Origin of the sequence: Halovivax limisalsi (assembly GCF_023093535.1) — an archaeon.
Lineage (GTDB): Archaea > Halobacteriota > Halobacteria > Halobacteriales > Natrialbaceae > Halovivax > Halovivax limisalsi.
In genome coordinates this window covers 2,170,124-2,183,840 of sequence record NZ_CP095757.1, presented here as the reverse complement: position 1 = coordinate 2,183,840, position 13,717 = coordinate 2,170,124, and the positions used below count along the sequence as shown (strand labels likewise).

The following is a 13,717-nucleotide window of genomic DNA, read 5'->3' as shown; positions in this document are numbered from 1 at the left end:
ACGACCCGCAACACTGGTCGGGAGCGACCCGGCCCACCGACGACTTCGATCGGGACCGAGACAATGAGCTTCGTATCCAACCAGCGACAGGTATCGAACCCGCCCCGCGCCGGCGTCGTCGGCGTCGGCGCGATGGGAGAGAATCACGCGCGCGTTTACAGCGAATCGCGCGGGGTCAGCCTCGCCGGCGTCACCGATTTGGACGACGAACTCGCCCGCTGCGTGGCCGCCGAGTACGAGACGACCACGATGGAGTTGGATTCCCTGCTCGAGACGTGCGACGTCGTCTCCGTCGCCGTCCCGACATCGGTCCACTACGACACCGTCCAGCGCTGTCTCGAGGCCGGCGTCCACGTCCTGGTGGAGAAACCCATCACCGACGACGTCGAACGGGGTCGCGAACTCGCGACGCTCGCTCGCGAGTCGGGACTCGTGTTGCAGGTCGGGCACGTCGAACGGTTCAATCCCGCGGTCAGGGCGGCGAAGCGACTGCTCTCGGACCTCGAGATCATCGCCGTCGACGCGAAACGACTGGGGCCGCCGATCGATCGAACGGCCACGGATCGCGTCACGCTCGATCTGATGATTCACGACGTCGACGTCGTCCAGTCGATGCTCGACGCGCGACCGACGAGCGTGTCGGCGACGGGGACGGCCGACGGGCAACACGCGACGGCGACGCTCGAATTCGACGACGTCGTGGCGACGCTGACGGCGAGTCGCGTCAGCCAGCGGAAGGTCCGTCGGTTGACGATCATGGCGGTCGACTGCCTCGTCGAAGTCGACTACCTCGACCAGTCGGTGCTGGTCTATCGCGATTCGTTCCCGGAGTACGTCACCGACGAGAGCGGAACGCACTACCGACACGAGAGCGTCATCGAACGGCCCGAGGTGAAAAACCGCGAACCGCTCCGGGCCGAGATCGAGTCGTTCGTCACGTCCGTGACGGAGGGCAGCGCGCCCGTCGTCACCGCCGAGGACGGATTGAACGCGCTCGAGACGATCGACTCGATCGACGATCGGATCCGCACGGCAGAGAGCGTCGAGGTGCGCCAGTGATGACGCCGAACGCACCCTCCGATCGGAACGATTCAGGGGCGCACACCGACCGGAGCGATTCGGGGACGTACGCCGATCGGAACGGACCGAGCGCGCTGTACGGCATCGACGCCTCCGACGACGAACTCCGGGCGGCGCTGCGCGACGGCGAGGTCACCACCTCGGTGTTCGGCCTCGGAAAGATGGGGTTGCCCCTGGCGGCCGTCGTGGCCGAGCGAACCGGCGACGTGATCGGCGTCGACATCGATCCCGACGTGGTCGACCGGATCGACGACGGGGCCTGTCCGGTCGAGGGAGAACCCGGCCTCGACTCGCTCGTGGCGTCGCAGGTTCGACGGGGACGGCTGCGAGCCACGACCGACGGCGTGGCCGCGGCGACGCGTGCGAGCGTGCACGTGATCCTCGTCCCGACGCTCGTGACGGCAGCGAACGAGCCGGACCTCTCCGCGCTCCAGGCGGCCGTCGAGACGATCGCGGACGGCCTCGCCGCGGGCGATCTGGTGATCGTCGAGAGCACCGTCCCGCCGCGCGTTCCGCGCGACGTGATCGAGCCGATCCTCCTCGAACGGTCCGGGCTCGAACCCGGATCGTTCGGCGTCGCCGTCTGTCCGGAACGCACGTCCTCGGGGACGGCGCTCAGGGACATCCAGGGGCGCTACCCGAAGGTTGTCGGCGGGATCGACGACGAGAGCGCGCGAGCGGCGGCGATCCTCTACGGCGAGGTGACCGACGGCGAGATCGACGTGGTCGGCGACGCGACGACGGCGGCGGCCGTCAAGGTCTTCGAAGGGATCTATCGCGACGTCAACATCGCGCTGGCCAACGAGCTGGCGACGACGGCGCGCGAACTCGGGATCTCCGTGCGCGAGGCGATCGCCACGGCGAACGAACTGCCCGTCTGCGATCTCCACGATCCGGGACCGGGCGTCGGCGGCCACTGCATCCCCAATTACCCGCACTTCGTCCGGGCCGAGACCGAAACGCCGACGCCGTTGCTCGCCACGGCCAGGCGGGTCAACGATCGGATGCCCGTCCACGCGGTGGATGCGTTCCAGGCGGGCCTCGAGGCGGACGGGCCCAGCCTCTCGGAGGCGAGCGTCGGCGTCTTCGGGCTGACGTACCGGCCCGGCGTGGCCGAACTGCGAAAGGCGCCGGCGCTCGACGCCATCGCGGAACTCGAAGCCAGGGGCGCGACGGTCGTCGCGATCGATCCCCTGGTCGACGCCGCGACCGTCGAAGCCGCGCTCGAATCCCGACGATCCAACGGTGACGGCCCGGCGACGGAGACGACGATCGTCACCGATCGAGCGACCGTTTCGTCGCTCGACCTCGACGCCGCGATGGTCGTGACGCCCCACGACGCCTTCGACGACGTGGCGTGGGATCGCCTCGACCTGTCGTACCTGTTCGACGGCAGAGAGGGACTCGCGTTCGAATCGCCGCCCTCGACCTACGACGTCCTCGGTGGGCGGACGGAACCAGCCGACCGAGAGCGTGCGTCGCCGTCAGGTCGGGCCGAGCGGCCGGTCGAGGATCGAGCCGTCGACGACGGACTCTCGGCCAGCCACGAGTGACGCGAGGGGTTCTCGACGCCGATTCGGTCGGTTCCCGCGTGCGACCCGACGCCGTCGATACTCGACCAGAGGCACTTCGATCGTGTTCCGCGACCGGGTGTTCGGCGATCACCCCGTCGACGGGATTTCGGCGACGGATTCAATCGACGGGGTACTCGGCGATCGTCCGGCGATCGCAGTGCGGACAGGCGGTCGAGGCGTCGTCGACGGTCGTCCCGCACCGTCGACACTCGTAGACGACCGATCGCTCCGCCTCCACCAACCGGGTCGTCCCCGGTTCGAGCGATCGATCGTGCTTCCGGTCACGCTCGTGAGGCCGCCCGTTGTCCGGTCGCGCCTCGACCGGCGGCCCCGACGAGTAGACGAGCGCCGCGAGATACTCTCGCAATGTCATGCGGGCGTCGTCGGACGTTCACCGAACCGGTACATAAACGTCCGCCGATACGTCACTCGCTGCGACGGTAAACGACCGCGTAACGCCCTGGCGACGTCGTCCGCGGACCCTATCGGTTTCGCCGTCGAAACCGCCACCCGGCGCCCCGGTATGGAGTGGTTTCCGGCAGTCAATTTGTGCGACTAACAATGCAGCGGCCCCGCGACGGCCCCCGCGTGACGCGTCGCGATCGGCAGATCGGCGTCCTCGCCCTGACCTCGAACCGAGCGGCGCCGTTTTTCGCCCAGCAGGTCGAGGCGCTCGAAACGGCCGGCGTCGAGACGAGGGTGTGTAGCGTCCCCGGCGATCCGTCGTCGCCGTCGGGTCGAAGCCCGCTCGACTACGTTCGGTTCCTCGCCCGGGTTCGGGACGCGATCGACGAATCGATCGATCTCGTTCACGCCCACTACGGTCTCCTCGCCCCCGCCGCGTTCGTCCAGCGACGCCTGCCGGTCGTCCTCTCCCTGTGGGGGTCTGACCTGTACAATCCGGCGGTCGCCCCGATCAGCAGGCTCGCCGCTCGCGCCAGCGCCGAGACGATCGTCATGTCGCGGGAGATGGCGCGGCTGGTGGGGACCGATTGTCACGTCATTCCCGACGGCGTGGACATGGATCTGTTTCGCCCGATGGACCGCGAGCGAGCGCGGCGCGCACTCGGCTGGGTCGGAGACGGATTCGACGTCCTCTTCCCGTACGCGAAGACCCGATCGGTGAAGGACTATCCGCGCGCGAAATCGGTCGTCGACGCGCTCGATCCGGAGTTCGACCGACCGCTCAGACTGCGGACCGTCTCCGGCGTCGCACACGACCGGATCCCGCTGTACATGAACGCGGCCGACTCGCTCCTGCTGACGTCTCGACACGAGGGCTCTCCCAACGCCGTCAAGGAAGCGATGGCCTGTAACCTGCCGGTCGTCGCGACCGCGGTCGGCGACGTGCCCGAGCGCCTCGACGGTGTCGAGCCGAGCGCGGTCTGTCGGACCGACCGGGAGTTGCGCGACGGACTGCGGCGCGTATTGGGCCACGGCGGCCGCTCGAACGGGCGCGAGACGGTCGAACCGGTACGACTCGAACGGACGACCGCGGCCGTCCGGGAGGTGTACGATCGCGCGCTCGACCGCGCGGACGGACCGTCCAGCCGTCCGCCGAGGACGGTCCCGATCGACGATCGGTGACGGGCGCCCTCCGCGGCGGATCTATTCTTCCACAGACGGTGACGAGACGGACTCAGAGTCGGTCACATCGCCGGTCAGTCGGTCGCGAGCGGACGTTGGTCTGCGGGCGAAGGTGCCCGGGCCTCCCCCGTCGGCGCCGACGAGAGGGTTCGACGAGCTACCGACGCCATGGTCTCCGTCTGCAGATCGGTTCGACTTCGCACGCGGTCGACGTACGACAGGATCCGCCGGAGTCGCGTCACGTCCTCGCGGGTCGTGACGTTGTTCGGATGGAACCAGAGGTGAAAGATGCCGTCGCCAGCGGCAGCCTGGTCGATCCCGCGACGCGCGAGGACGACGATCGGGTCGAGTCGCAGCGCCGACCCGAGCCGGCGCAACCGGCCCTCGAACCCGAACGCGAAGAGCGACGGCGGGACGTCGACCAGGCCGACGTCGTCGATCCGGGGCGTGACGAGCAGCGACGGCGATCGCACGACGTCCCCGAGAACCCGCACCGCCCCTTCAGGAGCGGGTTCTCTGGAGCGGTAGGCGAGAAAGCCCGACGCGGCGAGGACGTCGCGGTGGCCGACCTCGTTTCGCGGAAAGATGAACGACTCGAGCGAGAGGCCCCGCTCGTCGGCGACCTCGATCGCGCGCTCGCACTCGGCGCGGGCCAGTTCAGCCGACGTCGTCGGATCGCCGAAGCGCACGTGGGAGAACGAGTGACAGGCGATCTCGTGGTCGACCGGCGAGTCGACGACGGCCGAGACGAGCTCCGGCCCGAACCGTCGATCCGGCCGATCCGCCCAGTCGGCTCGCTCGCGGGCGAACCAGTCGGGCGCCGTCGGGTGTGATTCGTGGCGACCGTCGCAGGTCTCGAGCATGAGGTGGCCGACGACCCCCCAGGTGGCCGGGACGTCGTACTCGTCGAGGAGGGCGAGCGTCTCGCGCCATCCCCACCGGGCGCGTTCGAGGCGCTCGCGCGGGGGCGTTTCGATGTCGTGAAACCCCCAGCCGAGTTCGGCGTCGAGGGAGACGACGACGCTACCCACCGCGGCCACCTCGCTCCAGCGGGCGCATACGGCTAGTCCGTCCGGGACGCCGGTTTGTTATGACCGGCCTTGCTGCGACCGCCTTCGAGTCGTGAGCGATTACGACGGTCGATCGGGACGGGTCGGATGGCTGACGCGGCGGTCGGAACGGGACGAGGCGGTCGTGATTCGAGTCCGGCGGTCGGACGAACGCTCCCGGCCCCCATCGCGTATCGATGCGACTGCGTGCGGGAGTGTCTCGCTATCGGACGCCAAAGCACTTGCATAACAAAACCCTTCTCGGCCATCTTGGTCCGTAACTGGTCCGCGCCAGCCCGACCCGACCCATGCCTACAACACAGACCGGAGCCGATCGAGCGTTCGTCCTCGGGCTCGACGGCGTCCCGTGGCGGTTCGTCGAACGGTGGAGTGAGGCCGGCCACCTCCCGAACTTCGCGCGGTTGCGCGAACGGGGCGCGTCGGGGCCGCTCGAGAGCACGCACCCGCCGACGACGCCGCTCGCGTGGCCGTCGATCGCCACCGGCGTCTGGCCCGACAAACACGGCATCTACGGCTTTCAGAAGCTCTCGAGTAGCTACACCCATCGGATGTACACCAGCCGCGACTGTCGGCAGCCGCCGATCTGGCGCTCGCTCTCGCCGGCGATCGTCGGGAACGTCCCGCTGAGTTACCCGCCCGCCGAGATCGACGGCGCCGTCGTCTCGGGAATGATGGCGCCCTCGACCGATCGAACGTACACCGAGCCGCCCGAGCTCGCGACCGAGATCGACGAGCGCATCCCCGATTACCGGATCTCGCTCGAGTATCCGGACTACGCGGACGACCGCGACGCCTTCGAGACGGCCGTCGAGGACGTGATGGACGATCGTCGCGAACTGCTCGATCTCCTCTGCAACCGGGTCGAGGACTGGCGGCTCTGTTTTTTCGTCTTCACCGCCCCCGATCGCTTCCAGCATCTCGTCTGGGACGAGGATCGGCTCCTCGATCACTATCGCCGCCTCGACGAGGTCGTCGGCGAGGCGATGGATCGCGCGGCCGCGGCGAACGCGACCCTCTACGTCGTCTCCGATCACGGGTTCGGGCCGATTCACACGCTCGTCTACGTCAACCACCTGCTGGAGCGCGAGGGACTACTCACTCGGCGCGATGACGAGGGCACCCGCGGCGTCCTCTCGACGCTCGGCATCACCCGCGATAGCGTCACGTCGGTGCTCGAGACGCTCGGCATTTCCGAGGAACGGCTCGCGACCGCGTTACCGCGCGACCTCGTCGACTCCGTGGCCGAGCAACTGCCCGGCGACCACGCGCTCTACGACGTCGATTACGAGCGGACGAAGGCGTTCGTCCACAACGCGGGTACGGTCTACATTAACGACGTCGAACGCTTCGAATCGGGCATCGTCGAGCCGCGCGACGTCCCGGCGGTCAAAGAATCCGTCAGGCGAACGTTCGAAGCGGTGACCGACCCGGAGACCGACGAGCGGGTGCTTCGCGTCTTCGACGGCGACGACCTCTTCCCGACCGACGACGCGTCGCCCGACCTCGTCGTCAACGGTCGCGACGGCTACGAGAGCCGACCCACGATCACCGACGAACCGTTCGGGGAGCCCGGCGACACCGCGGCGAGTCATCGATCGACCGGGATCATGCTCTGTTCCGGTCCGGGGATCGAGGCGGGAGCGACCCTGCGCGGGGCGCGAGTCGTCGACGTCGCCCCCACGCTCTTGCACGGACTCGGCGAACCGGTCCCCGACAACGTCGACGGCCGGGTGCTCTTCGACGCGTTCGACCCCGACTCCCGACCGGCGACGACCAAAGTACGACGCCAGGACATCCGCGCGACGGTGACCGACGAACCGGTCGACGACGATTTCGACGCCGTCGAGCGACGGCTCAAAGGGCTCGGCTACATGGAGTAGCCCGGCCGGCCGTCACCCGGACGCGAGCGAGTCGTTCGTCCGCAAATTCGCTTCGAAGGCGTCCGTCGATCGCGTTCGAACCCGGGTTCTCCGGATGCGGTTGGGCTCAGCGCGCCGAGTCGGTCAGGTCGCCGATCGCGTTCGCGCGGCGCCAGACGGGATACAGTCGCCGGTAGAGCGCCGTCGGCGTGTGACGCGCCCCCGCTCGCAACAGGCGATGGGTGAGCGGCGGCGTCGCGTCGTCGACCAGGTCGTCGAGATCCGCGTCGGCGAGCCACTCGAAGAACGCGCGTTCGGTCGCCGATCGGGGCGTCGTCTCCCCCACGCGGTCGCGAATGTCGGCCCACATGTAACGTTCGTCCTGCCCGAGGACCCACCGGCCGCGCTCGAATCCGCGCCTGATCGTCTCGTAGTCGCGCTCGGTGAACGAATAGCCGTGATCCGTCGGGTCGAGTCCGGCGAGTCGCAACCCGACGGCCGTCCGATAGCACTTCTCGCACGCCCCGCAGTTGCCGTCCGTGCGATCGTTGCAGGTCTGCAGTTCGAGCGCGTCGTCGGTCTCCGCGACGTAGTCGGCGATCGCGTCGATGCGCTCCTGCCGCGTGCGGTCGTAGCCGTCGTGGTGACAGCGCGTGCCCGTCCAGGCCACGGCGTTCTCGATCCGGGGGTGCGAGCCCCAGGCCAGGTCGACGCCGTCCCAGTGGGTCGCGGCGACGTAGAGGTCCGACAGCCCGCTCGCGTACGCCAGCGGCGCGCACAGCCCCGTGAGACCGAGGCCGTGTCCCACGGAGCTGTACCACGCCCCGTCGACGTGGCGCTTGTAGTGGGCGAGCAGCATCGGGTGATCGAGAAACTCGAGGACGTTCGACTCGACGAACGCCGTCTCCAGCCCCCGCTCCCGGGCGAACGTTTCCACGCGTCGGCGGAGGGCGTCCCACTTCTCGTCGTCCGAGGGGGCCGGCGTGATCGTCCACCCGCGAACGCTGATCAGCGTCGGGTCTTCGTCCCGGTGAGCGACGTACGAGGCGGTCGAATCGACCCCGCCCGTGAACAGCAATCCGGCGTTCCCCGACGCCTCGACTGGCTCCGTTTCACTCCCCGTCTCCGATTCATCAGCCGTCGTCGATTCCGACGGCCGATCCGGCGCGTCCGGCGGGTCGGGTTCGACCGTCCTGGCGACGAGCCGGCCGCCCTCGAGGAAATCGTGCATGTCGAGGAGCGCCTCGCCGGCTTTCGAGACGGACTCGGCGAAGGTCGCGTCGACGACGGGTGCTTCGACGGTCGCGCCGCGGGCCCAGGCGACCGGAAGGACCTGCGCGAGGACGGGAACGACGAGGATCGACTCGGGCACCCCCTCGATCGACCGGTCGTAGTTCACCCGGAACGGTTCGGCACTGACGAAACGCTCCATCCCGCCGCGCGCGCTGACGGTCGCCCCGAGCGTCGTCCCGTCGGCCTCGACGGCGTCGATGCTGAGTCGTGACATGGAAGCGAAGATCGGTACCCCGACGCCCAACGCGGGACGGCTAAAACCGACCGGGCGCTCGCACGAGCGGAGAACGATGGAATCACGCGCGAAGCGAATGGGGTCGATCCCCTCGTTCGGCCGGATCGGGCTCCGTACCGGCGCTCGGGATCCCGTATCGCGCCCCTAGACGCGTCGACGGCCGCGTTCCCGAGCGCTTCGATCGACGCCAAAATCGGTAGCGCGCGGCTAACAAACGTCGTCGGACCCGTCGAGCGGGTCGAATGGGTTCGCAGTCGCACGTCCCGGGAGCGATCGACGCATGAGCGACCGACCGAGTAGCGGCGGCTGGTTCGTGAACGGTGGTCTCGCGGTCGGATTCCTGGCGATCACCGCTGCGCTCCTCGTCGCGCGGGCGACACCGGCGACCGAGTACGAGCCGTCGATCTACGCCGCGACGCCCCCGGCGACCTGGGCCGCCATCGGGCTCGCGTTCGCCGTCGCGATCGTCGCGGCGCTCTCGCTTCGAGGCGCCGCCCAGGCGGTCGCGATCGCACTCGGGGCGCTGGCGACGACGACCGTGATCAGTCTGCCCGTCGTTCGCGGGTACTACTTCCTGGGGAAGGGTGACGCGATGACCCACCTCGGCTGGGTGCGCGACCTCCTCGCCGGGACGATGGCGCCCCACGAGTTGCTCTACCCCGGCGTCCACAGCGTCGCCTCGCTCTTCGTCCTGATAGCCGGCGTCGAACCGCCGCACGCGCTGTTGCTCACGGTGATCGTGCTGTTCGTCTCGTTCGTCCTGGTCGTCCCGCTGGCCGTCAGGGCCATCACCGACGATCCGCTCGCGATCGGCACCGGGGCGGTCGTCTCGTGGTTCGTCCTCCCGGTCAACAACGTCGCGACGTACGCGGGCGTCCACACGAACTCGAACGCGCTCTTTTACGCGCCGGCCTTCGTCTTCGCGCTCCTCGTCTACCTGGGCCGCCGGTCGGGTGACGATCGGCTCCCCGCGGCGCTCTCGCCGTTCGGGCTATTGGTCGTCATCAGCGGCGTCGGCCTGTTGCTCTTGCATCCCCAGCAGATGGTCAACGCCGTCGTCATCCTGGCGACGATCAGCGCGATACAATTGCTCGCGCGCTACCGGTTCGACGACCATCCGATCCTGGAACACCCGACGACGCACGCCTACACGGCGGTGCTCGGTGGCGCGTTCGTCGTCTGGGCGTTCGCCAACCCCCGGTTCAGGGAGGCGTTCGAGGGCCTGCTGTACGGCTTGCTGTCCGGCGCCTTCGGGGCGAGCGGCACCGTCGACCAGCGCGGCGCGTCGCTGACGGAGATCGGTGCGAGCCTGCCGGAACTCTTCGCGAAGCTCTTCCTCGTGAGCGCGGTGATCGGGCTCGCGGTCGGCGCCTATCTGCTCGTCGTCTGGACCGGTCGAAGCCGGGGACCGAGAGAGACCCGGGCGGTCGTCTCGTACCTCGGGGTCTCGCTGCTCCCCCTCGGGGGTATCTTCGCCGTCTACTTCCTGGGGACGCCGACGATGGCGTTTCGCCAGCTCGGCTTCATCTTCGTCGTCGTGACCGTTCTCGCGGGGCTGGCCGTCGCCGGCGGGGCCGGTCGGGTCGAGAAACACGTGCCCGGGTCGGCCGTGTCGGGCGTGCTGGCGGTCGTACTCGGCCTCTGTCTCGTCGTCGCCCTTCTGGGCGTCTTCTCCTCGCCGTTCATCTACAACCCCACCCAGCACGTTTCCGAGGCGACCTACCACGGCTACGAGACCGCGATCACCGGCGGCGTCGACGACAGGCCGTACGCCGGCTACGGCTACACGACGACGCGATACAATCACGCGATCAACGGGGTCGAGTCGATGAACGCCACCGAGGCCGGCATCGCCTGGCCCGGCGACGGGACGATCGAGATGGACGCGTTCAACCGCCGGGCCTATCACGAGGCCTATCCCGGCGACGGCCCCTACTTCCTCGCCCTCAGCTCGTACGATCGGGTGCGCGAACACGACGTCTACCGGGGGCTGAATTACGACCCCGAGTCGCTTTCGGCCCTGCCGGCCGATCGGGGATCGGCCCGCTACGTGTCGAACGCCGAGTTCGAACTGTACGAGATCCGCGACCGCTGACCCACGGCGGCAATCCTACATCGACGCGACAGCCGCTTTCCGATCTATCCCGGACGGCTTCTGTTGCGCGATCGGTCGGCTCGCTATCGATCACCCGAGCGGTCCGCTGCGATCCATCGTGGGGACGTTCGATCGGTACTGGCGATGTCCCCCCTAACCACCAGTTACCGGGCGGCAGCAGTCGATTGCAGACCGCCAGCCCAGCAGGGAGGAACCAGTCCGCCAGAATTCGGCCGGTTCAGCCGGGCGGGTCGGAACCACCGATACTCGCGCACGTGTGACTCTCTCGGCAGCCGACTATAATTGCATGGGAAGATTTATGCATTTAACGTTCCGCTACGCGACTACATGCCTTCAGACCCCCGCCAGTCCGACGTTTCCGATTCGACGACGCAGACGGGTAAACACGCCATTACTCGACGATCTGCGCTCCGAACGTTCGCTACGGGCGCCGTCGCGACGCTCGGCGTCCAGTCCGTATCGGCCGCGGACGGGACGTTCGAGCGACGCTCCGTCGACGCCGGCGAGCGCCGCGTGATCGAGGTCGCTTCGGGCGAAACCCTCGAGAACGTCCTGATCGACTGCACGGCGCCCGGCGCCCACGTCACCGTCTCAGCCCAGGGGACCGACTGGACGATTCGAAACGTCGGTATCGAGGGTCGCGTCGGGTCCGACAGCGCCGTTTTCGGCGTGGCCGACACGGACGGGAACACGTCGACGGTCGAGAACGTGTACGTCGGCGACGGCGCCGAGGACGGCCACCGCGTCGGCCTGGGCGTCTGGGTGGCGCCCGCCCACTCCGGCCACCTGGACATCGAACGGGTCAACGTGCAGGAGATGGGCGACAACTCGTTCTACTGTTCCGCTCCCGGCGGCAAAGGAGGCGGCACGGTCGCCCTCCGGGACTGTTACTCGGCGAACTCGTGGGTCGCGCACTTCCGCCTGGCCGAAGGGACGGTCGAGAACTGCACAGCCGTCAACGACGAGCGCCACAAGGACGGCCGCGGCGTCTGGGCGTGGGCGCCCGGATCGGTCGAAGTCGCGGGGTGCGATCTCGCCATGAACGGTCGTCACTACGCGATCTCCGCCGGCGCCAACGGCGCCGCCACGACCGTCGACGTCGCCGATACCGCGTTCTCGACGGACTTCCACGGGGGCCTCGAGGAAACCCACGGGAGCACGATCGACGTCGGAGACGAGCCCGGTCGAGAGCCGACCGACGAGCGGCCCGAGGGCTGTCCGGCCGACCCGACGGACGCCGCGGCCGGCGACGCCTGACCGGGACGCTCCGCCGGTCCCCGTCAACTCCGATCCCGCGGTCCTCCCGGTGTCCGTCCGGCCCGCCGCCACTCGCTCGGCGATCGATCACTCCACACACCCCCGGCTAACCGGCCAGAGCGGATTCGATCGATCCGTTCGCCGGAATCGGGCGAAGCGGTCAGTTTCGAACGAATGTGTTCGAATACGTCGATAAATACCCGCTCGTCTGTTGGAGTGTTCCAGATTCCAAGATGTTGGTCGCATTTTTGGCGATCGTTCCGAGAAAGCTTATACCGGTATCCTGGGATTACCGCCGCATGCCCCACGAACGGTCGCCACCGGACGACGGCCGGGGAGAAACGGACGACGTCAACCGGCGGAAGACGAGGAGTAGCGGCCGATTACTCGGTCGCCGACGGTACCTCGGTCTCGCCGGGGCGGCGACCGCCGCCGTCGGGTTGGTCGGCTCGGCGAGTACCCTGGCTACAAACGACGGCTACGAGACGATCGTCGTCGGCGCCGGCGACCACCGGCTGCTCACCGTCGGCGCCGGCGAGACGCTCGAGAACGTGCTCGTCGACGTGACCGCCGACGGCGCGTCGGCGACGATCGACGCCCACGCCTCCGGGACCAGGATTCGAAACGTCGGATTCCGCGGGCGGATGGACGACCCGCCGACGGGGATCATCGGCGTCTCGGAGACCGGCGGGGGGACGTCTGTCGTCGAGAACGTCTACCTCGGGGACGGCGCCGGACGCGGACACCGGAACGGGCTCGGCGTCTGGGTCTCGCCCGCCCACTCCGGCCACCTCCTGATCGACCGGGTCAACGTCCAGGAGATGGGCGACAACTCGTTCTACTGTTCCGCTTCCGGCGACCGTGGGACCGTAGCCCTACGCAACTGCTACTCGGCGAACTCGTGGGTCGCCCACTACCGGCTGGCGCGAGGATCGGTCGACAACTGCGTGGCGCTGAACGACGAGCGCCGCGACGACGGGCGGGGCATCTGGGCCTGGTCGCCGGGGGCCGTCGAAGTCACCGACTGCGATCTCGCGACGAACGGCCGTCACTACGCCATCGTCGCGGGGGCGAACGGCCACGCGAGTCGCGTCACCGTGAGCGACACGAGGATGGATGCGGACTTCCACGGCGGCGTCCGCCGAACGAGCGGGTCGTCGGTGACGTTCGAAGACGGGGTGGGCGGCGATCCGAACGGGCACCGGATTCCCGACGGCTGTCCGACAAGCGCCGAAGCCGCCGCGAGCGGGGCCAGCACCGACCGCCGTCCCGACTCGGGCGACGCGTCGTCACGATCCGAACGCACGCTCGAACTCGCGGGCCAGTTTCGCTATCGCATCGAAGTCGACGGCTCGATCGCGCCGAGCGACTCGGCCGCCAGGTGGCTCACCGAGGGCGAAGCCTACGGCGAGGATTGGGTCGAGTGGTGGCTCTCCGGGAGCGAGGACGCCCGCACCGAGTGGACCGTCACCGGCGAGCTCACCGACGTGACGATCGACCCGTACGACGGCGTCGCGAACGTCGCGACGTTCCGACTCGGCGGCGAATCGGTCGTCCCCGAGTCGAAATGAGACACTCGCGGGAGCCGCAACGAGGCGGTCGCTGCACCATCGGCCAGTCGTCGAGAAGCGCGCAGTGAGAATCGT

Annotated in this window: 10 protein-coding genes; 7 read left to right on the top strand and 3 right to left on the bottom strand. The window is 68.7% G+C overall.

Annotated features, from left to right (window positions below; translation table 11 throughout):
- Positions 1–63: 63 nt before the first annotated feature.
- Both MXA07_RS09955 and MXA07_RS09950 read left to right on the top strand, forming a co-directional pair.
- Positions 64–1,059 carry a Gfo/Idh/MocA family protein gene (locus MXA07_RS09955; RefSeq protein ID WP_247728454.1) on the top strand — a complete coding sequence of 332 codons (996 nt, stop codon included), beginning with the start codon at positions 64–66 and terminating at the stop codon, positions 1,057–1,059.
- A complete protein-coding gene (locus tag MXA07_RS09950) occupies positions 1,059–2,633 on the top strand; it encodes a nucleotide sugar dehydrogenase (RefSeq protein WP_247728453.1) in 1,575 nt (524 codons plus the stop codon). Before MXA07_RS09955 ends, MXA07_RS09950 begins: the two co-directional genes overlap by 1 nt.
- A gap of 139 nt (positions 2,634–2,772) precedes the next feature.
- Here the strand turns inward: MXA07_RS09950 and MXA07_RS09945 are convergent, their stop codons facing one another.
- Positions 2,773–3,027 carry a hypothetical protein gene (locus tag MXA07_RS09945; protein ID WP_247728452.1) on the bottom strand — a complete coding sequence of 85 codons (255 nt, stop codon included), beginning with the start codon at positions 3,025–3,027 and terminating at the stop codon, positions 2,773–2,775.
- 236 nt (positions 3,028–3,263) lie between these two features.
- On the opposite strand from MXA07_RS09945, the gene MXA07_RS09940 reads away from it, so the two are divergent.
- Complete coding sequence (locus MXA07_RS09940; protein ID WP_247731735.1) at positions 3,264–4,241, top strand: glycosyltransferase; 978 nt, start codon at positions 3,264–3,266, stop codon at positions 4,239–4,241.
- A 74-nt stretch (positions 4,242–4,315) separates the two neighbouring features.
- Here the strand turns inward: MXA07_RS09940 and MXA07_RS09935 are convergent, their stop codons facing one another.
- Complete coding sequence (locus MXA07_RS09935) at positions 4,316–5,272, bottom strand: polysaccharide deacetylase family protein (RefSeq protein WP_247728451.1); 957 nt, start codon at positions 5,270–5,272, stop codon at positions 4,316–4,318.
- A gap of 326 nt (positions 5,273–5,598) precedes the next feature.
- Here MXA07_RS09935 and MXA07_RS09930 point away from each other — a divergent pair, with 326 nt between their 5' ends.
- Positions 5,599–7,191 (top strand): alkaline phosphatase family protein, encoded by a 1,593-nt coding sequence (locus tag MXA07_RS09930; RefSeq protein WP_247728450.1) that lies wholly within the window; start codon positions 5,599–5,601, stop codon positions 7,189–7,191.
- 106 nt (positions 7,192–7,297) lie between these two features.
- Here MXA07_RS09930 and MXA07_RS09925 read toward each other — a convergent pair whose 3' ends face one another.
- A complete protein-coding gene (locus tag MXA07_RS09925; RefSeq protein WP_247728449.1) occupies positions 7,298–8,677 on the bottom strand; it encodes a hypothetical protein in 1,380 nt (459 codons plus the stop codon).
- A 301-nt stretch (positions 8,678–8,978) separates the two neighbouring features.
- Here MXA07_RS09925 and MXA07_RS09920 point away from each other — a divergent pair, with 301 nt between their 5' ends.
- From MXA07_RS09920 to MXA07_RS09910, 3 genes are all read left to right on the top strand, one after another.
- Positions 8,979–10,793, top strand: coding sequence for a hypothetical protein (locus MXA07_RS09920; protein WP_247728448.1), 1,815 nt, complete (start codon positions 8,979–8,981; stop codon positions 10,791–10,793).
- Positions 10,794–11,141: 348 nt separating this feature from the next.
- Positions 11,142–12,071, top strand: a complete 930-nt coding sequence (locus MXA07_RS09915; protein ID WP_247728447.1) for a hypothetical protein — start codon at positions 11,142–11,144, stop codon at positions 12,069–12,071.
- Between the two features lie 299 nt (positions 12,072–12,370).
- Positions 12,371–13,642 (top strand): hypothetical protein, encoded by a 1,272-nt coding sequence (locus tag MXA07_RS09910; protein WP_247728446.1) that lies wholly within the window; start codon positions 12,371–12,373, stop codon positions 13,640–13,642.
- The last annotated feature ends 75 nt before the right edge of the window (positions 13,643–13,717 follow it).